A 26,395-nucleotide genomic window follows, 5' to 3' on the forward strand; every position below is an offset into this window, starting at 1 on the left:
AGGAGCGAACCCCTTTATGACAATATCCCCTTCGCTCACCCTATCTTCTCGAACCCTTATGACGATATCCCCTCCGCTCAGAAGCTGAAGAATAATTCGAACAAGTCGGTCCCTGAGCCGAAGGGATATCGTCATTAAGGCTTGGATCACTCGTATTCACAGCTCATGCAAACCTGCCAATTTGCCATCTATAGCCAAAAAAAAGGCCGCCCATAATTGCTTGGGACAGCCCTTCACATATGTTAAATTAAAGTGGTGTTAACCAAATATCGCATCAATAACAGGCTTCGTATGACCGCCTGGATAGCACAGATACAGCAATACATAGACCGTAATCCCCGTTATCACTGTGGCGAACCAGATTAAAGCTGTAACCTTACCCCATTTGCGGTGCTTTGCAAAGCTCTTGCGGTAAGCAAGCGTTATCGTCGTAATCCCAAAGACAGCTGCAACCGTCGCAAGTAAAATATGAAACAAAAGAAAAATTAGATAGATTGTCTTTAGGTCTTCCGGCCCGCCCCAAGAGGTGTTACCAATAAAAATAGTTCGTGACACATAGATGATAAAGAAGCAAAGGGCCGCAACAGCCGCTGCAAGCATTACCTTCTGATGCGCTTCTCTTTTTCCTTTAATGATTAAAGACCATCCGATTGCCACTAGGATTCCGCTAATCGCGATAAAGCTTGTACTAACCAATGGAAAGATATCATACCACGACATGTAACATTCACCCGCTCTATCGTCATAAATGCTTACTTCTTCTATTCACTTTATTGTAACTGTCTATCGTGTATTGTTCAAACGTTTCCTCTTTACGTCACACATTGTTAATAATATCTCCCGGAGCCCCCGGCTCCAATGTTGGTTCATCCTCGCTAGCTCGTTCCTTACGGAACCACTGCATGAACACTGTATAAAGCGCAGCAGAATTGATGAACTCTTGGATGAGCTTCATCACGATTCCTCCCAATTGCTGATCATCCCTGGCACTCATAAGATTAAAGAAAGCGGGCCCATCGAATTTGCTTAGCAATACGGAAGGGTCTCCTGAAACACAATAACCCATCGCCTTCACCCAAACCTGCGGATCGTTATATACTCCGAACAATGGTCCGCTAGCGAAAATAATCATTGCACAAGCGGGGGTTAGCAGCAATCCGCTCATGAATATATAACCAAGCGTAAGCATATGCGACATTCGCCGCCATTCTGCTACCGGACAATAAATGTGCCACCACATCATCATGGCAGATAGAAAAAGTACAATATAATAAATCGTATGAATCGTGAAATGGGTCATGATCCAGTCGTGATTTTTCGGCATGTGATAGAAAGAAAATAACAATGTGAATAATGCCATGCTGATTATTGGATTCATTAGGATTCGAAACACAGATAGTCGCCATACGTTAGCTTGGAACATCCTTCTCCATAACCAAGAAGGGATCCCATAAATCAATAATGGAGGTACGAGCATATAAGCAAGCGCCATATTCGTCATATGGAACGTAAACATGAGATGACCTAACAAGCTAAGCGGGCCGCCCTGCGTTAAATAGAGGAGCACAATCGCCAAGATGAAAGAGGTTTGCCGTGTAATTGAAACGGCTTTATCCTCAGTGAACCGATGCCTCCACGGTCCGACGATAAACGTGTATAACACAATAATCGCCATCATGAAAACCATGAACAATGGACTCCATAAATCGCGAAACGAGAAATACTCTAATCCCCACATAAAGTTAACCTCCTTTCGTTGTCCTCATAAAAAAGAGAGGTCGGATTTTGGCCGCCTCTCTGAAATTTTATTCTCTTACCACCAGACCCAATACAGGGCCATGACTACCATCGTGAACACGACGAATATGCCGGTTATGATCGCGATGATAGGGAACATATGCCCACGGTCTTTCAAGTGCATCCAGAATGCCAGCTGTATGAATACCTGAATGACAGCCATTGACACCAGAATAATGTAAGTAAACGTGGTATTGATTTCTCCTGCGGAGACAGCCGCGAAAGCGATAATCGTTAGAGCAAGAGACATAACGAAGGCGACAATGTGCTTCCGTGGACCTTCGACCTTATGACGTTTGGTCTGTTCGCCGGAAGCTGAATGATTACTTGACATGAGTTTAGCCCACCTTTCCCATCAAATAAACAACGGTGAAGATGAATACCCATACTACGTCGATGAAATGCCAGTAAATAGCTGACAAGTATACCTTCGGCGCATTCACGACTGTTAAGCCCTTTTGCATAACTTGGCCGATGACCAAGCTGATCCATACAACCCCAAAAGCAACGTGAGCTCCATGGAAGCCAACTAACGTGTAAAAAGAGGAACTGAACGCGCTTGTGGTAAATCCATGACCCTCATGCACATAGTGGTAGAACTCATAAATCTCGAGCCCAAGGAAGCCAAGTCCTAGAAGAATAGTAACGATCAACCAAATAATCATGGCTTTAGCCTTGTGTTGGTGCAACGCTTGAACCGCGAAAACACTCGTTAAACTAGAGGTAAGCAGGATCATCGTGGCCAAGAAAACCAATGGAAGCTGGAACAGTTCGTCGGCTGTTGGCCCATCCATTATATTATGCCGCAAAGCCAAGAATGCGGAGAATAGAGTTCCGAACAATACCGTTTCCGCACCAAGGAAAATCCAGAAGCCCGTGATCTTATTACGACCCTCTAGTGTTGCTTTTTCCGGCTCGTGCGGCAAGTGTCCGTCTGCGTGATCATGTGCACTCATGCGTGTACCTCCTTATCCTGATCTTCCGGTTCGATATGGAAACCGTGATCATCGAATACGGAACGGATGACCATACAAGCGAACGTAATCAACAAACCGATTCCGCCAACCACCAGATTGTCATACATAAAGCCGAAGCCCGCGATAAACAATCCGATGCTCATAATAAGCGGTAAAATGGATGGAGAAGGCATATGAATCGATCCTACCGGTTCGGCAGGCGTCATTGCTGTCTTACCTTCCATCTTTTCCTTCCACCAAGCATCGTATCCGCGAACAAGCGGTGTTTGTTTGAAGTTGTACTCTGGCGGAGGTGAAGGAATCGTCCACTCCAGAGAACGCCCGTCTTCCCAAGCATCGCCTTTAGCATTGCGCGGCTTCGACCAAGTGATAAAGATGTTGAGCAAGAATACAATCGTACCAATACCCATGAAGAATGCGCCGATCGTACTAATATAGTTCATATCGTCGTAGCCTTGACCGCCTAAGTAGGTGTATACCCGGCGCGGCATACCCAGCAAGCCTAAGAAATGCTGGATAAAGAACGTAAGATGGAAGCCGATGAAGAAGGTCCAAAACGTAATTTTACCAAGAGTTTCATTCAGCAAGCGACCGAACATCTTCGGCCACCAGTAATGCAGCCCTGCGAATATTCCGAAAATCAAACCGCCAACGATAACATAGTGGAAGTGAGCCACGACGAAGTAAGTATCGTGATATTGATAATCCGCTGGAGCAGATGCTAGCATAACCCCAGTAACTCCACCCATAACGAATGTCGGAATAAAGCCGATTGCGAACAGATTCGCCGTCGTGAAGCGAATCGAGCCACCCCAGAGCGTGAACAGCCAGTTAAAGATCTTAACCCCTGTCGGAACTGCAATCAGCATCGTTGCAATCGAGAACAGTCCATTGGCAATCGGCCCAAGACCCGTTGTGAACATATGGTGAGCCCATACCATGAATCCAAGAAAGGCGATTAACACAGTCGCGAACACCATGGAGCTGTAACCGAACAAGCGCTTACGAGAGAACGTGCTTACGACTTCAGAGATAACTCCAAAAGCCGGCACGATCAGGATATATACCTCAGGATGTCCGAACACCCAAAAGATATGCTCCCACAATACCGAGTTACCTCCATTGCCTGCTTCGAAGAAGTTGGCATGGAACAATCGATCAAACATGAGCGCTACCAGACCAACTGTCAGTACCGGGAAAGCGAACACGATTAGAGCGGACGTAATGAAGATCGACCATGTAAACATCGGCAGCCGCATGAAGGACAACCCTGGCGCGCGCATATTAATGATCGTAGCCATAAAGTTAATTCCGCCAAGTAATGTTCCGATACCGGCAATTTGCAGACCGATAACGTAATAATCTACACCGTGACCGGAATTGAATGTGGGTCCTGCTAAGGGTACATAGGAGGTCCAACCCGCATCTGGAACTGACCCGGCAAACCAACTAAGGTTAAGCAGCAAGCCGCCGAAGAAAAAGGTCCAGAAGCCCAGTGAATTCAAGAATGGGAATGCTACGTCGCGAGCACCGATTTGAAGCGGAATAACCGCGTTCATTAGCGCGAACAACAACGGCATCGCCGCCAAGAATATCATAGTTGTACCGTGCATCGTTAATAATTCATTAAATGTATCACCAGAAACAACGTCATTCATAGGCTTCATCAGTTGAATCCGAATCACTATCGCTTCCAAGCCGCCAATCAAGAAGAAAAATAGACCTGCGATCATATACAAAATCCCGATCTTCTTATGATCGACGGTCGTTAGCCAATCCATCAAGCCGCTATACCGCTTGACCGTGTGCGCATGTGCAGCCAAGGCCACGTACCTCCTTTAATTCCCGCTTGATTAATAGTCGAGCTTGTATTCAGCCAAGTACTTGGCAATGCCGTCAATTTGTTCCGGCGTTAATCCGTTCTCTTCAGCCGTCGGCATCATCGCACCGGATTTGTATTCCTGCGGATCGGTAATCCAATCATGAAGATTCTGCTCTACTGCTGCTTCATCATTGTACAGAATACCGCCAATGGTTTGACGTCCGCCGATACCTGTTAAGTTCGGTCCTGTCGTACCGCCGTTCTCACCTACTGCATGGCAGCTTAAGCATTGCGAGTTAAAGGCATCTGCGATTTCCGCGTCTGCCGGCATAATTGCTGGAGCTTTCATGGCTGAAACCCAACGCGTGAATGATTCTGGGCTCACCGCTTTTGCTTTGAAATCCATCAAAGCATGGGAAGGTCCGCACAATTCCGCGCATTTACCACGGAACACGCCTTCTTTCGGGAACTCAAGGAACATTCTGTTGGTCAATCCCGGGTTCGTATCTATTTTCCCGCCAATAGAAGGAATCCAGAAGGAATGTTTCACATCTGCCGCAACTAATTCGAATGAAATCTTCTTGTCGGTAGGAACAATTAATTCCTGCGCTGTCGTAATTCCGTAATCGGTGTATTCGAATTCCCACCAATACTGATGCGCGGTTACTTTTACTTGGACAGCGTTCGCATCTTTGCTGTAATCCTTGGCAAGACCAAATACATCAGTGATCGTCGGTACTCCGAGTATTATGAGCAAAATAAGCGGAATAACAGTCCAAATGATTTCAAGCGTGTGATTACCTTCCACTTGTTTCGGAATACTCTTGTCTCCTGCCCGACGGCGAAAGCGAATCAACACATAGATACAGATGACGAATACAACGACAACGACCAAAGCCATTATGCCAATGGACAGTTTCATTAAGTCGAATTGTTTCTCAGCCACCGGTCCTTGCGGATTCAATGTCGAGAGATCTTCTCTTCCACATGCTGACAATAGCAGCACCAATCCTGTCAGCAGCGGAAGCAGCCGCTTCATTACGTGCCACCGATTCATCATATCAACCCCAATTTGACGTTTTCATAGATCAAACAACAAACGCTCACAAAGCACTCTAATAAATATAAGGATTGATCCGCCTTCTTGTCAATGTTCACAGAACAGTTCACAAATTGTTCTCAAAACTGTCAAATACCAAGTAGTTCTAGGGATCTTATGATTTTTACGTTCCAATACGAACCACTTGTCAGCTGTCCTTCTAGTCTCTAACCCATTAACCTTCGACAACTTTCACGATTTACTCCTCCCCTTCTTTTTGCCAATATAGCCGAGTTTTATGTGTTCATGGGTTTGCATACCCAACCCGCTTTTGTAAAATCCTATACTTAACTCGAATATAGGAGGGGTTGTCTCATGTCAGCTCGTCGTTCGTCTGCGCTTATCGGAGTTGCATTAATGCTTGTACTTCTAACCGCATGCAATTACACATCTTATTATCAGAAAAGCGGACATGACTACGCCAGCCGAGCCTCGAACGATCCGAAAATGACTCGTGTACGGTCTTATGGTTCCTTGTCCGCGAATCCCATGCAGCACGAGAATCGATATTTCGAATATAGCTCCGCCCTCTCTAATAAAGTAGCTGCCTTACCTGGTATTAACACCGCGCTTGTTTTCTTAACCGACAAAAATGCCTATGTTGCCATTCTTACGGATTGGACGGCAACCGGAACCAAGGCTCGAGGAGGTTCCAAAACCAAAGAACAGGACAATACCGGAACGACTGAAGGCGTATATAATGTTAGCAACGGAAGCTCCAAATGGGACAATCGTCAGGCGGCAACGCCTTACAACTCCTATTTTACCTCTAAAGACTACTCAGACCTATCTACGGAATTACGGCAGGTTATCGGAGACACTTTACGCCACTCCCTTCCTTACGTCCAAGAAGTTCATATCTCCGCAAACCGGGAATTCGTGAATCAATCGCTCGAATTTGCCAAAGCAGCTTGGGCCAAAAAACCGCTGATTCCACTGACACCGGATTTTAATGAGCTTGTCCAATATATTTTCGGGCAAGGAAACGCTGTTCCGCTGCCTTTGTATGAGAAAAAGCCGAGCCCATGAACCTCCGCAATCGGAATTAAGAACTTGGCTTTGACTAAATGTACAGCTATCTCGTTAAAATGAGGGGACCATTCCTCGTGATCGCAACCGTATGCTCGAATTGGGCGGCCAGGCCGCCCTCCTGGGTTAAGACCGTCCATCCGTCTTCATCAATGAACACCTCAGGCGAACCAATCGTAAGCATCGGCTCAATCGTGATGACCATCCCTTCTTTAAGCTTTCTTCCCGTTCCAGCCATACCTATATAAGAAACCTCCGGCGGCTCATGCATGGCTTTTCCAATCCCATGTCCGCCAAATTGACCGACAACGCCATACCCGCCAGCATCCGCAATTTGACCTACGGCCTCAGCAATGTCGCCAATTGTTCGACCGGGCCGAGCCTCGGCAATCCCGCTGACCATCGCTTGATAAGCCGCTTTGCGTAATCGCTTCGCTTCTGGGGATATCTCACCCACCGCAAAGGTCCAAGCCGTATCCGCCATCCAACCCTTGAATTCCACCACGAAATCAAGGGTAACAATATCCCCTTTCATCAGAAGCCGTTCACTTGGCATTCCATGACAGACACAATCATTAACCGCCGCACATATGGCATAAGGGTACCCATGATATCCCTTCTGCGCCGGCTTTGCTCCTCGCTGAAGTAAAAAGCGTTCCGCGTATTCATTTAATGCCATCGTAGAAACTCCAGGAGCGACTCGTTTACCCAATTCCCGCCTAAGCCTCGAAGCCAGCCGACCTGCTATCGCCATCTCTCCGAGTTCCTCCTGCGAACGAATCGATATTTTGCCAACCGCTGATCCCACAATAACACCTCCCAATTCCTCTTTTTTAAAATTTATTCAGGAAGGTTTGTTTTTGTTATGGTGATTCAGGATTACAAAAAAAAAAGAACCGTTCAAGGAGTCGGCCATTGCCGTCTGCCTAGTCGGTTCTTCTTCCGCCGCTCTATGAGGCAGGGGAATTTAGTTTAGTAAGCTCGCGATCTACGAGCATGGTTAGCTCATCTTCATATCCACCGGTAATTCTGTATTTGCGGATGTATTCCTTAACAAACTTGCGCGAATCCTTAGGGCGGAAAATTCTAGTCAGTTCTCGCAAACTTTCTTGAACTTCATTGTGGCTGCGTTTGGCCATGCAATTCCCTCCCAGTGGAATGGATTCCGTCCGGCTAAAACGCCGAAACGGAGGCGGTATTCACCACCCAGAGAACCGATAACGGGTTCTTCATAGCTAGTTCGATTATGCCTTCGCAATGCTGCAATTAAGAAATACTTCCTTTCTTTTACTCATTATAACACTTATCTTCTGGAGGATAAAGTAAAAAGCAGTAGACTTGTGACATCATGGGAGATAACCTCACATAGATTACGCGTCGTCCCTGACTTCAAACCAATGCTCGTGTCCGGATAACGAGAACCGCTGTCCGGAGCGGAGCTCATAACTCTTGCCCGGCTCAAGACGCTGCCCATCCGCCAGAAATGTTCCGTTGGAGGAGCCGTGGTCTTCAAGAACAAATAAACGACTTTCCTCCATAAACCTCAATGAGCAATGCAATCGACTGATCTGGGCGGCTTCAATGGGAAAAAGGATAGCGCATTGAGAGGGATCCCGACCGAATGACAATCGCCGGTTTAAGATTCGGTAACAGGAGCCCGAGTGTTCTCCCACTACACCGCATAAGCTTGGCTCGCCAGGTGCCGCAGCTTCTACATGATCAGGATACGTAAGCAGTTGCGTAATGGGAATCGTATAATCCGTTAATGGGTTGTGTTCGTATTCCAAGCTCGACATCGCGCCTTCATCATTCCAATCCACTATGGAACTATCTTCGAAAGGATCGTCGTCTTGGACAGTCGTTGAGGAGGAATCATTCGCTTCCTTCCCCTTAGCCGTCATGTGCAGGAAAGCTATAACCGAACCCACGGCTACTGCTATTCCAACTCCAAGCGCAGCGAGTAACGGCAAAGTTCCTACCTTAACTTGATTAGAAGCGGTTATCAGAGGCTCGGCCGCGAATGCATTCACAGGCAGTATTGACAACCCTGGCAAGACTAAACCCGCTTTTAAGAGTAACATGGTCACGCGTGAAAAGACTTTCCCTTTAAACTTGAGTTTTTCCCTCCCTTTTTGTTCATTTCGCTCACTTTCCGTCAAGTTCTTCACCCCCATGCTTACGATAACTTTACATTCGTCAATATTGTAAACGCTTTCCTTTATTTTTAGAGAAGGAGTTTAGTTTTCGCACATGTTTATATTATAGCGAAAACTATGAATTCCTTCAATGAACGCCAACCAAATTTTAGGATAAATTAATGTTCCTTTCCTCTTCAGTCCGTTTCCTCTTCCTCTCTCAGCTTACGACGCAGTACTTTACCGATCATGGACTGCGGGAGATTTTCTCTGAATTCATATTGTCTCGGCACCTTATAGGCAGCAAGCCGATCCCTGCACCATCGATCCAGCTGCATCTCGGATACCTGCCAGCCTTTGCGCAGGACGATATAGGCTTTAACCGTTTCTCCGCGATAAGAATCCGGAACGCCAAGGACGGATGCTTCCACAACTGCGGGATGCTCGAATAGAACCTCCTCCACCTCTCGCGGGTACACGTTAAATCCGCCCGCTAGGATGATATCTTTTTTCCGGTCCATAATTTTGAAGAAACCATCTTCATCCATCGTTCCGAGGTCGCCCGTCCGCAGCCATCCACCCTGCAGAACCGCCGCCGTCTCCTCAGGACGGTTCCAGTATCCCGCCATCACCTGCGGCCCCTGAACAATAAGCTCTCCAATCTCTCCGATCGGAAGCGGTTCCAAGCTGTCTGGACCAGCAATTCTTACATCCGTATCCGGAAGGGGAATACCGATTGCACCGGGTTTGCGGAAGCCCCATATCGGATTGCAGATTACAACCGGCGATGCCTCAGTTAAACCATATCCCTCAATCAACCGTCCTCCGGATTGCTGCTCGAATTTCACTTGCACATCACTCGGCAGAGGAGCTGCTCCGCTCACGCACACTCGAATGGAACCTAAATCAACATCCGTCGTAAGCGCATGATTGATCATGGCAATATACATTGTTGGCGCGCCCGGAAAAACGGTCGGCTTACGCCTTCGAATCGTTTCCAGCACCATTTTCGGATCAAAACGCGGCACCAGCAGCAGCGAACCCGCTCGATATACCGCTTGATGAAGCAGAACAGTCAACCCGAACACATGAAATAACGGCAATGCGGCCAAATACTTTTCCTTCCCCTGCTCCATCCCATAACACCATACAGCCACCTGAACGGTGTTGGCGACGAGATTGGCATGCGTCAGCATGACCCCTTTGGGTTTGCCTGTCGTGCCTCCTGTGTATTGAATGATGGCTAGATCTGAATCGGAGTTTACCTCCTCGCAGAGCGGAGCTTCCGAAGAGCTTTTGAGTATACTTGACCAACGTATGATCCCAGCCGTTTTGTAATTCACCTTTAGCTGGGGATACTCTTTGCGGCGCTTCAGGGGGTAGAGCATATTTTTCGGAAAAGGGAGCCCGTCGGACAACGAGGTTACGATGATTTGTTCTATGGCCGTGTTTTCTTTCGCTTTACCGACTCGGGGCATGAGCAAATCCAATGTGATAAGCATAACCGCACCCGAATCCACCAGCTGACCGTGCAGCTCCCGTTCCGCATAGAGCGGATTCGTCTCGACGACCGTTGCTCCAGCCAGCAGCGCCCCATAATAAGCGATTACCGCTTGAGGGCAATTCGGAAGCATGATGGCAACTCTTTGTCTCTTTATGATGTTGAAGGACTTTAGAGCATTCCCCATTTGATAGCAATTTCTTAGCAGTTCCTTGTAGGAATAGCTCTTGCCGAGAAAATCGAGCGCTTCATGGCTCGGATAATCGCGAGCGGAGTCGATCAGGAATTGGGCAATATTCTGAATTGGATAAGTATAAGACGGAGAAACCTCCCTTGGATAATGACGAAGCCAAGGACGCTGGTTTTCCGGACGATCAGAATCCTCACTCATAACGCTTCCCCCCTCAGAGTTAGGCGTAACTCTCAGCAGCAATCACACGATTGGAAATACGTTTGCGAAGAGCGCTTAAATCAGCCGATTCGAATCTAAGCAACCGCTTTAGCACGGATAAATGAAGCTTCAAGCTTTCGCCTTTCTCCAATGACGACAACATATAACGAGCTCGCTGCCCGGCTCTCTCGATCGCTTGTTCCGCGAATAACGCCGTCATATCCATTGGATTACTTAAGGCTTGCGCGCTGGGATTATTCAGCAGCAGCTTACGTGTCCTCAAAAGCGCGCTTTCTAATGCATAGAGGTCGATCATCAAGTCGGCAAGCGAAGCGACGATTTCCTGTTCGCGTTCAAGGCGCAAACCATGCTTCTGCACCGCTAGCCCGCCTACCATAAGAAAGACTTTCTTCAGTACGGCTACAATAGCGATTTGCTTCATCAGCGGCGCTTCCGGCATAGCGGATAATGAAGCCGGTTGAAGAAGCTCCTTCTGTACTTGCAGCGCTCTCTCAATCAGAGGAATCTCCCCTTTTAACGCACGTTTGAGCAGGGTTGCGGGAATAAGGAGCCGGTTTATTTCATTCGTCCCTTCAAAAATTCGATTAATACGCGAATCTCTATATAGTCGTTCAATTTTGTAATCCTGAATGTACCCGCAGCCTCCATGAATCTGAACCCCTTCATCGACAACCGCATCCAGAGCCTCAGAGGCGAATACCTTGTTAATCGAGCATTCCAATGCATATTCCGCAATGGCGTTCGCCGCCTCCAATCCCCCGCCGGCACCCCCCAAGTCCGCTTGCCCCAGCGACTCATCTATAAGACCTGCAGTACGGTAAACCATACTTTCAGTCACATAAGTCAGCGTATTCATATCAGCCAGCTTCGCTGCGATTAACGGAAACGAGGAAATAGCCTTACCGAATTGCTTGCGCTGATTGGCATAGGTTGCGGATAGCTTAATGGCCTCCTTCATCCCCCCCAGACAAGCTGCCGCCAGCTTAAACCGGCCGATGTTCAGGATATTAAAGGCAATGAGGTGACCTTTGCCTGACTCTCCTAGGAGATTGCCCGCAGGAATGCGCGTTTCCTCGAAAAATAACGGGCAGGTGGATGAGCCCTTGATCCCCATCTTGCGTTCCTCCGGTCCGATCGTGAAACCGGGCGTGTCTCTCTCCACAATGAAAGCACTGAAATGAGTGCCGTCTACCTTCGCGTAGACAATGAACACATCCGCAAAACCCGCATTTGTAATGTACAGCTTGGAGCCGTTCAGAGTGTAGTGAGCCCCATCCGCGGTTTTCACCGCCGTTGTCCTCGCCCCTAATGCATCTGAACCGGAGCCCGGCTCCGTCAGGCAATAGGCTGCAATTCGCTGACCGGATGCGAGGCTTGGGAGAAATTGACGCTTCTGCTCCGATGTACCGAAGAACACAATGGGCAGCGTACCGATCCCCGTATGAGCGCCAACGGAGAGAGCAAAGGATGAGGCTGGGGATAGGGCTTCTGCGAGCAGCGTCGTGCTTATTTTGTCTAATCCCAAGCCTCCATAGGCTTTCGGAACGTCTGCGCCTAGAACCCCGAGCTCTCCAGCCTTGAGCATCAGCTGGACGGTTAAAGAATAGTCGAGCTTCTCAAGCTCTGCATCGCAGGGTAAGACTTCCCGCTCAACGAAAACACGGACAATCTCAGCCAACTGCCGCTGCTCCTCCGTGAAATCCTCAGGCGTCACGATTTGCCCTGGCTGGGCATCATCCACAATGAAGCGACCGCCGCCCCATACAGGAGTTGTCATCGTGCGCCACCTCCTCTTGAGTTAATAAACCTCCAACACCCCCGCTGCGCCCATTCCGCCGCCTGCACACATCGTTACGACGCCATACCCGCCTCCCAATCGCGCGAGCTCGTTCAGCAGCGTTACAGTCAACCTCGCCCCCGTGCAGCCTAACGGATGACCAAGAGCGATTCCTCCACCGTTCACGTTAACTAGATCGGGATCCATTTCCAAGCGATCAATAACAGGGATGCATTGTGCGGCGAAAGCCTCGTTAACTTCCCACAATGAAATTTGCTCGGTTATAAGCTTAGCTTGCTGAAGTGCTTTCGGAACGGCGTCAACTGGACCCAGCCCCATGATCTCCGGCTGTACTCCGGCTACTGCATACGCTCGAAAAACAGCCAGCGGCTGTACACCAAGAGCCTCGGCTCTTTCGCGGCTCATGACAATAACAGCTGCCGCTCCGTCACTAAGAGGCGAAGAGTTGCCCGTTGTCACCGTACCAGTCAGGTTGAATGACGGCTTCAGCAAAGCCAGCTGCTCTAAGGTAATGTCCGGGCGAACACATTCATCCGTGTCGATGGTGGCAGATAGCGAACGCGGATAACCATTCGCTGGTTCCGTAAGGTTTAAGGTCGTGTGGACAGGGACGATTTCCTCTAGGAATCGTCCGGAGGCAACCGCCAAGGCGGCTTTGCGATGGCTGTCCGCAGCGAACTGATCCTGCAGCTCGCGCGTAATACCGCAGCGCTTAGCAACGAGCTCCGCCGTATGGCCCATGCCCATGTAGGCGGAAGGCATCGCATCCCAGAGACCGGGATGCGGGGAAGGCTTGAAGCCGGATAACGGAATCCGGCTCATGCTCTCCACGCCGCCGGCGACAATGGTCTCGGCGGCGCCGCACTGCACTGCCGCGGCCGCTTGGGCGATCGCCTGCAGGCCGGACGCGCAGAACCGGTTCACGGTGACGGCAGGAACGTGAACCGGGAACCCGGCGTGCAGCGCAATCAGCCGGGCGACGTTAAGCCCTTGCTCTCCTTCCGGCATCGCGCATCCGATGACGACGTCATCGATTTCGGACAGCTGCAGCCCAGGGGTCCGCGCCACTGCTTCCCGGAGCACTGCGGCACCCAAGTCTTCCGGGCGAGTTTGCGCGAAGCAGCCCCTTCTGCTCCGGCCCACCGCCGTACGTACCGCCGACACAATGACCGCTTCCCTCATGGGTCTCCTCCTCTCTACATCCTCCCAGCGAGCACCTCAATTACGAAGAGGCTTACCAGCGGCAAGCATATGGCGCATACGGTCTTGAGTTAACGGTTGTCCGCACAGACTGAGTAACGTTTCCCGCTCCAGATCGAGCAAATACTGCTCCGAGACGATAGTTCCCGCCGGGACTGCTCCTCCTGTCATGACATCGGCTAACCTTCCGGCAATTAGGGCATCGTGCTCCGAGATTTGGCCGCTGCGACGCTTCGATGAGACAGCCAGCTTGAGCGCTGCCGCGTTTTCTCGCCCGCCAACTGTAACTCGCCTGTCGGCGACAGGTACCGGGTATCCCAAGCGATCCAGCTCCAGCACGGCATTCTTTGCTTCGGCGACTCTTGTTTCATCGCGAATAACAACCGCATCCCCCGAGCGCCAGTATCCGAGCTGTTTAGCGTGGTATCCGCTATCCGATACTTTGGCCATTGCAATCGATTCGAACAGAAGGGAAAGCGGCGATGATACATCCTTAAGGCTTGCCGCCTCCGCACGCTCCTGAGCCATAACGGCCGCAGCCAGACAGCCTCCGCCTGCAGGAATTAAACCCACTTCCGTCTCCACGAGTCCGTAATAGGTCTCGGCAGAGAACAGGATCCGATCCGCAGTCAAACAAGCCTCCACCCCTCCTCCCAATGTCTTGCGATGCGGGGCAGCCACGACCGGGCGAGGCATGACTCGCAGCGCTTTCATGCTCTGCTGGAACTCGCGGATCATGAAATCGATTTCCTCCCATTCTCCGTTCTCGGCTTCCATAAGCAGCAGCATCAGATTCGCGCCGATACAGAAATTACGCCCTTCATTGGCCATAACAAGCCCCCGCCAATTACGGTTCACCTCCTCTATTGCTTGATCTATGGCGGCTAAAACCCCCGGTCCGATCGCATTATGCGGAGAATGGAACTCTAAGCATGCTACCTCGTTACCCAAATCAATCAAGCTGGCTCCGTCCGCGGTGAACACCGTATGCCCACTTTCTTGTAACAGTCTTAGAGATAATTCCTCCGGCCGCTCCTCAATAGCCTTATATATGCCGCAAGAATAATATGATCCAACACCCGCTTTCCTGACGTAAAAAGATGCGACGCCCTTATTCAGCATCGAAGCGACCGGGGCAGGCACAGCTAACCCTCGTCCCTCTAATCTAGCCGCAGTTTCCTCTAACCCTAGAGCATCCCAGGTTTCAAACGGCCCCTCCTCCCAGCGAAAGCCCCATCTCATGCTCCGATCGATCTCATCGACGGTATCCGCGATTTCGCCAAGCTTATCCGCCGAGTAGCATAGCGTGGCATCCAGAACCTCGCGGACAAACGCCGCATAACGATCCTCATCCGCCGCCGTAAGCAGCACCTGCAGCTTAGCGGCTCCTCCGTGGACCAGACGCACCGCTTCCAATACGGGGGAGGTGACCTTCCTGCTGCGGGAACCGTAAGTCATTGCAGCGAGATCGAGCACTTGAATTCGTTCCTCTCCCCGCTCAGCGCGATTTTTTCGGTAGAATCCTCCCCCGCTTTTCTCCCCGAGCCAGCCTCGGGAAACTAATTGTTCAACAATCGCAGGCGGAGAGAAAGCTTCCGCTTCCAGTGGATCTTCAACCTTCTCCCGAACATTCCGGCAAACATCCAGAAAAGTATCCAATCCGATAAGGTCTAGCGTGCGGAAGGTTGCGCTTCTGGGTCTGCCGAGCAGAGGCCCCGTTATCGCATCTGCTTCATCTACCGTTAGTCCGTGTTTGTCCATGGCTCTTAGCGTTGCAAGCATAGCGAAGGTTCCGATGCGGTTGGCGATGAAGTTAGGGGTGTCCTTGGCAACCACCACGCCTTTCCCCAGCCGGTCTCTGCAAAAGCGCGCAACGTCAGCAAGCAGCTGCGGGTTCGTCTCTTTACAGGGTACGAGTTCTACCAGCTTCATATAACGGGGCGGGTTGAAAAAATGAGTAACCATCGCATGTTGGCGAAGCTCCGTACTGCATAGAGCGGCAACCTCATTAATCGATAGCCCGGATGTATTGCTGCTAACGATTGCCCCATGCTTCCATACCTTATCGATTCTAGACCAAACACCTTGCTTGATCTTTAACTGTTCTGATACAGCTTCAATGATCCAATCGCATTCTGACAGCTGTCCGAAATCCCGATTCATATCCCCAGCTTGTATTCTTGATAGAAAAAGCGGATCGTAAAGAGGCGATGGCCTTGATTCCTTTAGATTTGTTATCCCCTTAACAGCAAGCCCCTCAAGATCTAGAAGCAGGCAAGGTATTCCGGCATTTGCTAAGTGAGCAGCTATGGCCGACCCCATTACTCCAGCCCCGATAACAGCCGCTTTTCTCACGATCCACAAGCTTCATCACCTCCCTCGGAAGGCTTTTTATCCTCCATCGCTGATTTGTACTATTCGTAAATTTATTCGTAAGCCAACCCTTCATATGCTCACATCGGTAAAAAAGGCACAAAATAAATAAGGCAGTCCTCCGCTAGACATTACTGTCTCGCGGGGAACTGCCTTCCTCTTACTAATATTGAAGTTTAGAGCTGTTCACTGAACAGGATCCTGGCTTCTGGGCTTAGCAGCCATTTGCCGTTCGTCTTCTCGGCTCCGTTAAGGATAATCGCACGCACTTTAACCTTCATGCCATTACTTTGCTCCACCTCAGAAACCATAGAGAGCAGCAGAGTCGCACTATTGTCCTCGGCGCTATACTTAACGATTGTCATTTTCTCTAACGTTGTCTTGATTGTAGTTGTCGCGAACAATTGTTTAATGGTATCGATCATAGCTTCTTTTTCTTCGAAGTCTACGATTGTAGCCAAATAGTTATCCAAGTTTTCTTCGCTCGCTGCTTTCAATTGCTCGGCGAATACTTTATCTATCGCCGTTTTATCAGCCTCGGGAATAGCAGCGGCTTCGTCGAACAGCTCCTGCACATTAGTGAATACTATATCTAAAGGCTCCATGTCGTATATCTTCAAGGATCCATCCGAGTCTACGTGCAGCGTATACCTTGTTTGCGCTGCATTATCAGGGAAAAATCCTCCGCTCAGCTTTACTGTTTCATCGTTAGTTACAACGATAACTTCCTTGTCTGAGAAAGACTCGATAATTATCTCGTGAATCGTCGTTTTGGTTTTAACCTCTGCCCATTGCTCCTTAAGGGTATCGACATCCATGACTGTATCCTCAGAGAACAGATCAGCCAAGCCCTCGAGATCCCCGCTGGCCTCAACAAGAAGCAGCTTATTGAACAACTCGTTTACTGCTGCCTTCTGCTCTGGGGCAGGTCCTAGATACGTTAGAGTAATGGTTTGCGTCTTATCGTTCCATCCGACTTTGTAATTCGATATAACTCCGGCAAACCGAAGTCCGACCATCGTCTTTCCATTCTTCGCGATCACTTCGCCCGTACTCGGCACCGTTTTCCCGTTCACAAACGCTACATCGCTGCCTACGGACATTTCAATAGTTATTCCGTCCGCTTTTGCATGGATGGTTTTCGTCACTTTATCGTACTCAATTTTATAACCCAATTTCTCGAGCAAGGCGCGAAACTCTACGAAGGTTTTCCCTTTACTGATTTCGATACTCGAGCTTAATTCAACAACCTTACCATCCAGCACGAGCTTAATGGATTGAGGCTTCGTTGCTGCCGCGGCGGTACCCGCCAAGGATAAAGCTAGAACCAGAGACAGAACAATGATCATAATACGTTTCAATTCCACACACCATCTTCCCATTTTATGTAAACCATACTACTGATTTCTATGGAATCTATGCAAAGACCTGCTAACTTATTATTTTTATTCTATTCTTTAAACAAAATTTAGGTGGAAACAGCTTTCTGCTATTAATCGCCCATTCCGATTATCTGCTGCAATTCCTTTAACGTCGGCTTCTCGAATTGAACCTTTACTTCCCCTTCGCCCCACACCAAATCCTTGATCTTCAGGAACTTCGGAAGCTCTTGTCCAACCGGGATGACCCGGTCTGAGAATAGGGAGACGGGTAGTGATATCCCCTTCATCTTGGCTTTCTCCACGGTCACGATGACATTCGGATTATCCCAATGCAGTCGGTAAGTCACCTGTAATCCGGCAGAAATTAGATCTTTCCATATCAGGTTCAAATCTGCAATCAGCAGATCATCTTCTAAAGTAAAGTTCGCACCTATAACCTTTACATCTCTCTCTACCTGCGGATGATCAGCTAAGGATTGCTTCGCAAGGTTGTTAAGATCCGCCCCGGTTAAGATAAGCTCTGGAGACAATCGGCGTGCCATATCAACCGCTCGCGCTTTCAGAGTAACCTTCTCATAAGTCAAATCTAGCTTCTGGTCGGGTTTGATATAATACAGAACGCCTACACCAGAGAATACTGCCACGAATAACAACACAAAAAGAATGATAAACAGCTTTTTCATAGAAATCCCCTTTACCCAAAAATAAGTAAAATATGAATTAAATCAATTGACTTCCTTGAACGGGAAGAGTATAACAGGAATTACATTCATTGACGGGAACACGTTGCTCAGGATCTGTTCAATCTCCAGAGAGTCGGCGATTTGGTGAAAGCCGATGATTGAAGCCCAGAGCGATATCCTCCCCGAGAAGCTTCGCCGAACATTTACAGTAGGCGCGGACGTCCTCCCTCGTTAAGGGATGTCGTATCCACATATACGACGCACGAGTGCCAAACGTTGCATCTTCTTGATGTAATGCGAGGAACGAGGGTGGTACCACGGACAATGATCCGTCCCTTTTTAGGGGCGGTTTTTTTATGCGATTAAACAGATATCACATTAAATATCAAGCTTAAGAAAGGATGGTTATGTATGTCCAGCCAACTGCCTAATTTTTCTGTACCCCTCTCCGACATTTTGAACGCTCATCGCGTGCTGCAGGAGGTCGTTGTCCCAACCCCTCTCCAGCATAATCGCGCCTTGTCCGCGAAATTCGGATGCAATATTTATTTGAAAAGAGAGGATTTGCAGGTCGTACGCTCCTTCAAGATCAGAGGTGCATACAATCTGATCTCTTCCTTATCCTTAGAAGAACGCGAACAAGGCGTCATCTGCGCGAGCGCGGGTAATCACGCCCAAGGGGTAGCCTATTCGTGCCAGAAGCTGGACATTACCGGGATCATCTATATGCCAGCTACGACCCCAAGGCAGAAGATTAACCAAGTCAAGCTGTTTGGCGGCGACAAGGTGGACATTCGCCTGATCGGCGACACCTTCGACGATGCCTATGCGGAAGCTATTCGGGTTAGTGCCGAAGAAGGCTTGCCGTTCGTTCACCCTTTCGATGATGCGCGTATTGTTGCGGGTAATGCAACTGTAGGTAAAGAAATCATCGAGAGCGGCGTACTCCCTATCGATCTTCTTCTAGTAACCATTGGCGGCGGCGGATTGGCAGCGGGCGTATCTGCTTACATCAAAGCCTTAAGCCCATCGACCCGGATTATCGGAGTGGAACCGGAAGGTGCTCCCTCCATGCTGCGGGCGATAGAAGCTAATCATGTCGTCTCATTAACGGATATCGACAAGTTCGTAGATGGAGCTGCGGTCAAGCGGGTCGGTGATCTTACCTATTCTCTCTGCCGCGATTTGCTGGATGAGGTAATGCTTGTCCCGGAGGGCCGCGTCTGCACAACGATACTTGAGCTCTATAATGAACATGCCATTGTCGCGGAGCCTGCCGGAGCGTTAACTGTCGCCGCTCTCTCAGCTTTAGATCCCGACCAGCTGCGCGGCAAGAATGTTGTTTGCATTATCAGCGGCGGGAACAACGATATTGACCGAATGCAGGAAATTAAGGAACGTTCTCTGATTTATGAAGGCTTAAAGCATTACTTCATGATCAACTTCCCTCAACGGGCAGGTGCTTTACGTGAGTTCCTCGATGATGTGCTCGGTCCTAACGATGACATCGTTCAATTCGAATATACGAAGAAGCACAACAAGGAAAACGGGCCAGCGCTGGTCGGCATCGAGCTCAAAGCCCGAGAGGACTACGACTGCTTGGTCGATAGAATGCACAATAAGGGATTTCAGTTTATTGAACTAAATAAAGATCCTTTATTATTTAACCTATTAATCTAAGAATTGACACACCTCGTTTTCATGTTAATCCCTATTTTACACTGGGAAGTTACAGTTGAATAAGAAAGGGAAGGAATGAGCAATACTTTCCGTTCATATTCGATAAGAAAACTGAGGTGCCTCCATGTCGAAACAGTGGAAAATATTCATTCTGTACGCACTCTTCGGAGATGGCCACTGGCAAGCCGCTTCCGCTCTCCGTCACAGCTTCATCCAGCAAGGAAATACTGAGGTAAGGCTGATTGATCTGCTTGCCGAGTCACATCCAGTCATTAATCAAGTAAGTCGTTTTGTATATAAGAAAAGCTATCATGTATTACCCCAAGTTTACGGCTGGGTTTATGAAACAACGAAAGGAATGAAGGCTGATTCCCTATTCGCTAATTGGCTCCATTCCTTCGGCGCGGAGACTCTTCAGAAGCTAGTGGAGCTTGAACAGCCGGATGCCATTATCCATACCTTTCCAACTCTTGTGCTTCCGTCTTTAAGCTCTCGAATGCCGCGCAAAATCCCAATGTTTAACGTCATCACCGACTTCGACCTGCATCTTCGGTGGGTTCACCCTGAGGTGGATAAATATTATGTGGCAACGGAAGATATAAGCAAGCAGTTGTGTAACCTCGGCATTGGCGCTGATCGTATTGCGGCTACAGGCATTCCGATACACCCCGCCTTCTGTACCGGGAAGGTTAAGTTATCGGCTGCCTTTTCCTACGGTTTAAACCCTCATAGGCCTATCGTGCTTATGATGGCTGCAGCTAATAGCACGTGGACTGAAATAGGAGAGATGAGCCGCAGGCTAGTGGAGCAATGTAAAGTGCAGGTAATCATTGTATGTGGGCGAAATCGAACGATGGCACTTGCATTAACGGCTTTTTTCAACCAGAATGCTGATGTTTCCGTCCTGGGGTATGTCGATCATATGGACGAATTAATGTTAATTTCCAGCTGTATTATTACGAAACCTGGCGGCCTAACACTGTCGGAGGCTTTGACGGCTCATTTGCCGATGCTGCTCTACCGTCCCGTTCCCGGACAAGAACGTAACAATGCGCGGTATATGGAGAACAAAGGCGCAGCGGTTATTTGCCATAGCGTCGCTCAATTATTAACCGCCACTGATGAGATAGTTAACAACCCCGATCGCCGGAGGGAAATAAAACAGGCCATAAGCTCACTCTGTAAAAAAGGGGCATCAGATCGGATTGCCTTGGATATTGCTTCACAGTTGCATATAATGGAAGAGGCTTCCACATCTTTGGTGTAATATCGAATGAAGGTTGTTAAAGGAGCGCAAGTCATGAATAGAGCTTCCATTAAATCTTTTTTCCATACAGATATGCTGCTGCTTTTGGTCATCTTATTTCTAGTAGAATTTGTAAGAGGAGCCTCCCTTATCAGCTTTCTGCCGATCTATGGAGACAAAGCGCTAGGTCTTGACCTTGATGTCATTGGGGCCGCGATAACCGCTCACTACTTAACGGATACGGGTTTGAAGCTAGCTATCGGATATTTGTTGGACCGTTTGTCCGTTAGAACCGTAGTAACTATAGGCTTGTCATTTTCACTGGTCGGAGTCTTCGCGATGCAGTTCGCAGACGTTCCTTGGATTTTTATTACTGCTGCTGCCATCTATGGGATTGGAATCTCTCCAATCTGGATTGTCTGTTTAACCAAGGTTCGCGACGACAATCGCGCGACACAGATGGGCTTCTTGTATACGATTTGGCTTGTCGGACTTGGTACAGGACCGGTCGTAACCAATCTGCTTCTTGATTTCAATCTGGATTTGACCTATTGGGTTATGGTTGGCGTATCGTTCGGAGCTTGTCTATTGTCCCTGTTCATTACCGGAGGCAAAGGAATCCATGTAGACACGGTTCCCTTCCGTCAGCAGCTCACCATTCTAGGAAGTCGTCTAAGGGAAATGAAGCCTTTGCTGCCCGGCATGGTATTACAAACGCTTGGAGCCGGAATGCTTCTGCCCATTCTGCCTAGCTTTGCAGTGAATAGCCTTGGAATGACAGCAACCCATTATTCCATCCTGCTTATTATTGGCGGCGGCTGTACGATCCTTGGGTTAATTCCAATGGGCAAGCTCTCTGATTCATTCGGTAAGAAATGGTTCCTGATCGTCGGCTTTCTCTCGTTCGGAATCGTCTTATTCGCGCTTACCGCGCATCCGCCGCTCGCACTCGCCTTCTTCTGGGCATTCGTGCTTGGCATCTCCTATGCTGCGGTCCTGCCAGCATGGAATGCGCTTTTGGCTGCTTATGTGCCTCCGGGGCAGCAAGGACTCGGCTGGGGAGTTTTCTCCACGGTGGAAGGAATAGGCGGGATGATCGGTCCGATACTTGGCGGAATTCTAGCGACACGGTACAGCGAATCCTCCGTCGTCGGCTTAGCCGCCATCATGTTTATTTTTATAAGTATGTTTTATGTATTTTTTCCTTTTCGTCTATTTCGGGGGGACGCACCCTCAACAGGCGGGATAAAGTAACCGACGGAATGATTGGAGCTTAATAACATGTTTAAAATGCAATTCATGGTGGAGGCCTCCCAGCAGTGGCAAGATTGGATCGCTTATGCGAAATCAATGAACCTTGAAGAGATCAAAAAACTTCTTGAACGCTATTCCGATCTCGGTCCGCTTCCCGGTATTTTACTGCCGTTTCTGGAAGCGTTACTGCCCATATTACCGTTGGTCGTGTTCGTTGTCGCCAATGCTTCGGCCTACGGGATGTGGGCTGGTTTTCTATATTCGTGGATCGGCGTGTGCACAGGTTCTTTGTTAGTGTTTATGCTAGCTCGGCAGCTTGGTTATCGTTACGGGGACCTAATCCGCCGCCGTTTCCCGAAATCGGAGAGGTTTTTCAGGTGGATCGAAAATAAGGGGTTTACTCCGATATTTCTCTTAGCTTGTTTTCCATTCTCTCCTTCCGCCCTCGTAAATATTGCATCCGGCTTATCCAAAATACCGCTGCATACATTCATGACTGCAATGCTGCTCGGAAAAGGAGTTATGATCTTTACGCTATCATTTCTTGGACATGACCTTCAAGCGATGGCAGATCAGCCGTGGCGCATTGTTATAGCGGTGGTGGTCCTGTTCTTAATGTGGCTTGGCGGGCGCAAGCTAGAGGCTCGCTTCAGCTAAGCTTTGCGTTGTCGCAAGCATAACACTCATTCTTCCGTGGAACCCTATGCGAGGAAATAGAACGCAAAGGAGGGAATGGCCATGTCCGGCGAATTGCCATCCGCCAATCAGCAAGCGGCCAGCAAAGCTCAATCAGAAGCGGATCGGTCAGGAGCAGGGAAGCAGAAAGCTCGCGAGCTTCAGTCAAACGCTGACCGAGCAGCCGTTCCGAAACACGGATTGTGAGGAGTGCGCCATATGAGCGAGAACAATAAGGAAAAAATGGATCCATTTAGCGGAGAGAAAGTCGACGTGGATGGGGTTTACAAGAACGAGTACGGGCAGGAGCTTGCGCTCAAGCGCGGTGATACGTTTCCTGCCGACTTAATTCTCGGAAATACGGAATGGACGCTTACCGAGTATAGCTTCGACAACCATCATGATGGCAGAACCGACCCAAGGCTCGTACCTAAGGAAGATGATACCAACAAAATGGGTAAGATTGATTCACCTCGTCGTCAGATGGATCACGGTAAAAAGTAACTTTGCACATGACCAATCGGCTGCTTGCCGGTTGGTTTTTTCCTTTATGACAATATCCCACTCGCTCAGCACATGTTTGGAAATGGATGAAGTGAAACTTCTAGAATAATCATTATTTCGGTTATTTCTAACTTGGTTCTTAGGTGCGGCAGTATGATGTTGTAGCTGTAGTTTCTACGGCTATTGGATTACAGGTGCGGCAGTTGATGCTGCAGCTGTAGTTACTACGGCTATTGCATCACAGGTGCGGCGGTTTGATGCTGCAGCTGTAGTTTCTACGGCTAATGCATCACAGGTGCGGCGGTTTGATGCTATAGCTGTAGTTTCTACGGCTATTGCATCACAGGTACGGCGGTTTGATGCTGTAGCTGTAGTTTCTACGGCTATTGCATCACAGGTGCGGCAGTTTGATGTTGTAGCTGTAGTTTCTACGGCTATTGCATCACAGGTTCGGCGGTTTGATGCTATAGCTGTAGTTTCTACGGCTAATGCATCACAGGTGCGGTGGTTTGATGCTGTAGCTGTAGTTTCTACGGCTATTGCATCAAAGGTGCTGTAGCTCATGTCCGGCTACATCCAACTGCAGATTAGCCACATTGGCGCTCCACTTCACCTAAATCAAAAAGCACAGAATTTGGGTCGCTTCTTCAAATCTTCTCCTCCGCATCCTCAGCGTGTTCCTCGCGGTGCAGCCATTGCTCCATCAGCTTGTCTAATCGCCGTAACCGCTCATCATAGGTATAAACAGCAGATGTAATGACGAGAAGTCTGGCACGAGAGGCCTTGTCTTCAACCTCGCGTTCTTCAATTAATTCGGTTAACAGTATAGAGGCTTCGGGAGGCGGCGCTGCGGCCAAGGCGCCCGGCTTCATTTTCCCCTCCCACTTCCATAACAGCTGCTCGTGGTAACCGCATAGCGCTTCTATCTGCCTGTCGATGAGCCGATTCCACGATGCAGCGGTCGAGACGGCCCAATAATGCTCCTCCACCGCATCGATAAGCGTCATTCCACGCTCTAGAGAAGTTAACATTCCCTTGTATACGACGAGCAGACGCGCTCTCTTCTTCCTTGAGCTTCGCCTCCACACCCGCTCCTCAGCGAACAAATCATAGAACTCATCCAGCTTGCGCAGTTTGGTTCTGAGATTTTTTAGCTCATCACGGTAAACATTCTCTTTCAACTCATTGGATACCGCCGTACGCAATAGCCGAGATAACAAAGCCTGCGCTTCCTGAGCATACTTCACAAAGCGATTACGATGCCGGGGCGGCGCAATCATGACGTTCACAACAAATGCGGACACCATTCCCGTTAGGATGGCTGCTAAACGGTCCATGGCGAGCATCCAGCCTTGGCCTTGCGCTTCCATGATAACAACTGCAGTGACCAAAGTCAGCGCAATCGTATCCTCTGTTTTCAAACGAATACATAAGAGTATAACCCCAATGCAAACAATCCCAACAGCGATGGGAGTATTCCCAATTAGAAATACGGCACCTATTGCGATAATAGCACCTAGCACATTACTCTGTAATTGCTCCAGCACTTGCATCCACGAGCGATAAATAGAAGGCTGAATTGTAAAAATAGCCGAAATGGCTGCAATAAGAGGGGCTCCCAGCCCGACTAGCGTACCTATCCATAGCGCAACGGCAACGGCTAACCCCGTCTTGAGTACCCTAGCTCCAATTGTCATGAGCCTTTGTCACCTTCCGTTAATTCCTCTCCGGGTTGTAATAAGACGTTTGCAACAGCGACTTCCTGTCCGTTTACCACGAGAGCGAGCTGATGATTACCTGGGTAATGGCGACGGGTGGATAAGTCGGCGAAGGAAAATGCTCGTCCCCCTTGAAGCAGAGTACCTCCGGCAATAATCTTCTCGCTTAGCTTAAATACTTTACGATAGTAACGGCCGGTTGATCGAGGAAAAGATACTGCGAGCTCTACCCTCAGCTTCATCGGTTGGCCTGCAGGCACCTGAAGACCATATCTATATTCAATCGATCCGCCAAGCGGAAGCTCCCTAGGGGCAATCTCCCAATGCGTCACTTCGACTCCGGGCTGAGGTGCGAAGCCGAACAAAGCCATGGCCTCTGGATGAGCCGCACGAAGAAGCCCTCGACAAGCATGTCTTATAATCCAATCTGTATGTTCACTCTTCCCCATCCAGTCCCGCGCAATAACGAGGACCTTATCCGGGTGATCCTTGGATATGTCGTTTAGGTTATTCGCTACGCTTCGTCTTACATAATCTGAAGTGTCGGACTTTAGCTGCTCCAGTATCGACATAATCGGCTCAGGGTCGCGTTTCAAAGCGGGGAGCGCATCCGCCCATGGCAGTCTGGGACGACACCCTTCGCTTGCTAATCTCCGCACATGTTCATTAGAATGCTCGCTCCACACCCGCATCTGGGCCATCATTCGAGGTTGATCCCGCTTGATGAAGGGCCGAACAGCGAACTCCGAGCTTGACAAACGAGTGAATTTCTCCAAAGCCGCCACGGAACGATCCCAATGATCCAAACCATACATCTCAACGAAGTCCGGGAAAAACAAATAAGGGAACCCCTGACAACCGTCCGCAATCGCCTCGAGCACATCAAGTGCACGCTCATATTCAGCCGGAAGCGTCGCCCCTAAGCTCTCTGAGATCCGATGCATGCGTCCTTTTAGCTCCAAGTCCTCCCACCCAGATCCAAGAGCAAGCTGTACGAACGCCTCCCCATCAAAGGAGGAATAAGCTCCCTTTACTTTATCAGCGAACCCCCTAAGAAAGGGCTCATTATACATTGCCTTAAGCGGTTCTGCCACGCTTGTTTCCTCCAGA

General features: G+C 49.1%; 25 protein-coding genes and 1 other annotated feature. Of the genes, 8 read left to right on the forward strand and 17 right to left on the reverse strand.

What is annotated here, in order from left to right; translation table 11 throughout:
* Positions 1-258: 258 nt before the first annotated feature.
* The 6 genes from ACESLK_RS04040 to coxB all read right to left on the reverse strand — a co-directional run bounded on the left by ACESLK_RS04040 (position 259) and on the right by coxB (position 5,656).
* Positions 259-720 (reverse strand): DUF420 domain-containing protein, encoded by a 462-nt coding sequence (locus ACESLK_RS04040; protein WP_372662586.1) that lies wholly within the window; start codon positions 718-720, stop codon positions 259-261.
* A 97-nt stretch (positions 721-817) separates the two neighbouring features.
* Positions 818-1,738 (reverse strand): cytochrome c oxidase assembly factor CtaG, encoded by a 921-nt coding sequence (gene ctaG / locus ACESLK_RS04045; RefSeq protein WP_372662589.1) that lies wholly within the window; start codon positions 1,736-1,738, stop codon positions 818-820.
* Between the two features lie 75 nt (positions 1,739-1,813).
* Entirely contained in the window at positions 1,814-2,131 is a 318-nt protein-coding gene (locus ACESLK_RS04050) for a cytochrome C oxidase subunit IV family protein (protein WP_372662592.1), read from the reverse strand.
* A 4-nt stretch (positions 2,132-2,135) separates the two neighbouring features.
* Complete coding sequence (locus ACESLK_RS04055; protein ID WP_372662595.1) at positions 2,136-2,753, reverse strand: cytochrome (ubi)quinol oxidase subunit III; 618 nt, start codon at positions 2,751-2,753, stop codon at positions 2,136-2,138.
* Entirely contained in the window at positions 2,750-4,555 is a 1,806-nt protein-coding gene (gene ctaD, locus ACESLK_RS04060; RefSeq protein ID WP_372662755.1) for a cytochrome c oxidase subunit I, read from the reverse strand. The genes ACESLK_RS04055 and ctaD overlap by 4 nt, the downstream gene beginning before the upstream one ends.
* 72 nt (positions 4,556-4,627) lie before the next feature.
* Positions 4,628-5,656 (reverse strand): cytochrome c oxidase subunit II, encoded by a 1,029-nt coding sequence (gene coxB, locus ACESLK_RS04065; RefSeq protein WP_372662598.1) that lies wholly within the window; start codon positions 5,654-5,656, stop codon positions 4,628-4,630.
* A gap of 354 nt (positions 5,657-6,010) precedes the next feature.
* Here coxB and ACESLK_RS04070 point away from each other — a divergent pair, with 354 nt between their 5' ends.
* Positions 6,011-6,724, forward strand: coding sequence for a hypothetical protein (locus ACESLK_RS04070; RefSeq protein WP_372662601.1), 714 nt, complete (start codon positions 6,011-6,013; stop codon positions 6,722-6,724).
* Between the two features lie 46 nt (positions 6,725-6,770).
* On the opposite strand, the gene map is transcribed toward ACESLK_RS04070, so the two are convergent.
* The 9 genes from map to ACESLK_RS04115 all read right to left on the reverse strand — a co-directional run bounded on the left by map (position 6,771) and on the right by ACESLK_RS04115 (position 18,208).
* Entirely contained in the window at positions 6,771-7,532 is a 762-nt protein-coding gene (gene map, locus ACESLK_RS04075; RefSeq protein ID WP_372662604.1) for a type I methionyl aminopeptidase, read from the reverse strand.
* A 142-nt stretch (positions 7,533-7,674) separates the two neighbouring features.
* Complete coding sequence (locus tag ACESLK_RS04080; RefSeq protein ID WP_372662607.1) at positions 7,675-7,863, reverse strand: hypothetical protein; 189 nt, start codon at positions 7,861-7,863, stop codon at positions 7,675-7,677.
* 231 nt (positions 7,864-8,094) lie between these two features.
* Entirely contained in the window at positions 8,095-8,778 is a 684-nt protein-coding gene (locus tag ACESLK_RS04085; RefSeq protein WP_372662610.1) for an FHA domain-containing protein, read from the reverse strand.
* A gap of 278 nt (positions 8,779-9,056) precedes the next feature.
* A complete protein-coding gene (locus ACESLK_RS04090; RefSeq protein ID WP_372662612.1) occupies positions 9,057-10,751 on the reverse strand; it encodes a long-chain-fatty-acid--CoA ligase in 1,695 nt (564 codons plus the stop codon).
* A 19-nt stretch (positions 10,752-10,770) separates the two neighbouring features.
* Complete coding sequence (locus ACESLK_RS04095) at positions 10,771-12,549, reverse strand: acyl-CoA dehydrogenase family protein (protein ID WP_372662615.1); 1,779 nt, start codon at positions 12,547-12,549, stop codon at positions 10,771-10,773.
* Positions 12,550-12,570: 21 nt separating this feature from the next.
* Positions 12,571-13,752 (reverse strand): thiolase family protein, encoded by a 1,182-nt coding sequence (locus ACESLK_RS04100; RefSeq protein WP_372662618.1) that lies wholly within the window; start codon positions 13,750-13,752, stop codon positions 12,571-12,573.
* Positions 13,753-13,788: 36 nt separating this feature from the next.
* Positions 13,789-16,125 (reverse strand): 3-hydroxyacyl-CoA dehydrogenase/enoyl-CoA hydratase family protein, encoded by a 2,337-nt coding sequence (locus tag ACESLK_RS04105; RefSeq protein ID WP_372662758.1) that lies wholly within the window; start codon positions 16,123-16,125, stop codon positions 13,789-13,791.
* A gap of 194 nt (positions 16,126-16,319) precedes the next feature.
* The gene (locus ACESLK_RS04110) at positions 16,320-17,510 is read right to left on the reverse strand and encodes a copper amine oxidase N-terminal domain-containing protein (protein ID WP_372662621.1); all 1,191 of its coding nucleotides are present in this window, start codon (positions 17,508-17,510) and stop codon (positions 16,320-16,322) included.
* Positions 17,511-17,635: 125 nt separating this feature from the next.
* Positions 17,636-18,208, reverse strand: coding sequence for a hypothetical protein (locus tag ACESLK_RS04115; RefSeq protein ID WP_372662625.1), 573 nt, complete (start codon positions 18,206-18,208; stop codon positions 17,636-17,638).
* Positions 18,209-18,288: 80 nt separating this feature from the next.
* Positions 18,289-18,548 (forward strand) — a binding site (T-box leader).
* Positions 18,549-18,619: 71 nt separating this feature from the next.
* Here ACESLK_RS04115 and ilvA point away from each other — a divergent pair.
* The 7 genes from ilvA (at position 18,620) to ACESLK_RS04150 (ending at position 24,126) form a co-directional block, all read left to right on the forward strand.
* The gene (ilvA, locus tag ACESLK_RS04120) at positions 18,620-19,888 is read left to right on the forward strand and encodes a threonine ammonia-lyase IlvA (RefSeq protein WP_372662628.1); all 1,269 of its coding nucleotides are present in this window, start codon (positions 18,620-18,622) and stop codon (positions 19,886-19,888) included.
* A gap of 124 nt (positions 19,889-20,012) precedes the next feature.
* Positions 20,013-21,155: an MGDG synthase family glycosyltransferase gene (locus tag ACESLK_RS04125; RefSeq protein ID WP_372662630.1), complete on the forward strand. Its 1,143-nt coding sequence runs from the start codon at positions 20,013-20,015 to the stop codon at positions 21,153-21,155.
* A gap of 33 nt (positions 21,156-21,188) precedes the next feature.
* Entirely contained in the window at positions 21,189-22,388 is a 1,200-nt protein-coding gene (locus ACESLK_RS04130) for an MFS transporter (RefSeq protein ID WP_372662634.1), read from the forward strand.
* 27 nt (positions 22,389-22,415) lie between these two features.
* Positions 22,416-23,045, forward strand: coding sequence for a TVP38/TMEM64 family protein (locus ACESLK_RS04135; protein WP_372662637.1), 630 nt, complete (start codon positions 22,416-22,418; stop codon positions 23,043-23,045).
* A gap of 81 nt (positions 23,046-23,126) precedes the next feature.
* Positions 23,127-23,270: a hypothetical protein gene (locus ACESLK_RS04140; RefSeq protein ID WP_372662640.1), complete on the forward strand. Its 144-nt coding sequence runs from the start codon at positions 23,127-23,129 to the stop codon at positions 23,268-23,270.
* A gap of 12 nt (positions 23,271-23,282) precedes the next feature.
* Complete coding sequence (locus tag ACESLK_RS04145; protein WP_372662643.1) at positions 23,283-23,567, forward strand: transposase; 285 nt, start codon at positions 23,283-23,285, stop codon at positions 23,565-23,567.
* A gap of 244 nt (positions 23,568-23,811) precedes the next feature.
* Positions 23,812-24,126 (forward strand): hypothetical protein, encoded by a 315-nt coding sequence (locus ACESLK_RS04150; RefSeq protein WP_372662646.1) that lies wholly within the window; start codon positions 23,812-23,814, stop codon positions 24,124-24,126.
* An 88-nt stretch (positions 24,127-24,214) separates the two neighbouring features.
* Here ACESLK_RS04150 and ACESLK_RS04155 read toward each other — a convergent pair whose 3' ends face one another.
* Both ACESLK_RS04155 and ACESLK_RS04160 read right to left on the reverse strand, forming a co-directional pair.
* A complete protein-coding gene (locus ACESLK_RS04155) occupies positions 24,215-25,264 on the reverse strand; it encodes an FUSC family protein (protein ID WP_372662649.1) in 1,050 nt (349 codons plus the stop codon).
* Positions 25,261-26,379 (reverse strand): DNA alkylation repair protein, encoded by a 1,119-nt coding sequence (locus tag ACESLK_RS04160; RefSeq protein ID WP_372662652.1) that lies wholly within the window; start codon positions 26,377-26,379, stop codon positions 25,261-25,263. The genes ACESLK_RS04155 and ACESLK_RS04160 overlap by 4 nt, the downstream gene beginning before the upstream one ends.
* Between the last annotated feature and the right edge of the window lie 16 nt (positions 26,380-26,395).

It is taken from the genome of Cohnella sp. (genome assembly GCF_041640265.1).
Taxonomy (GTDB): Bacteria; Bacillota; Bacilli; order Paenibacillales; family Paenibacillaceae; genus Cohnella.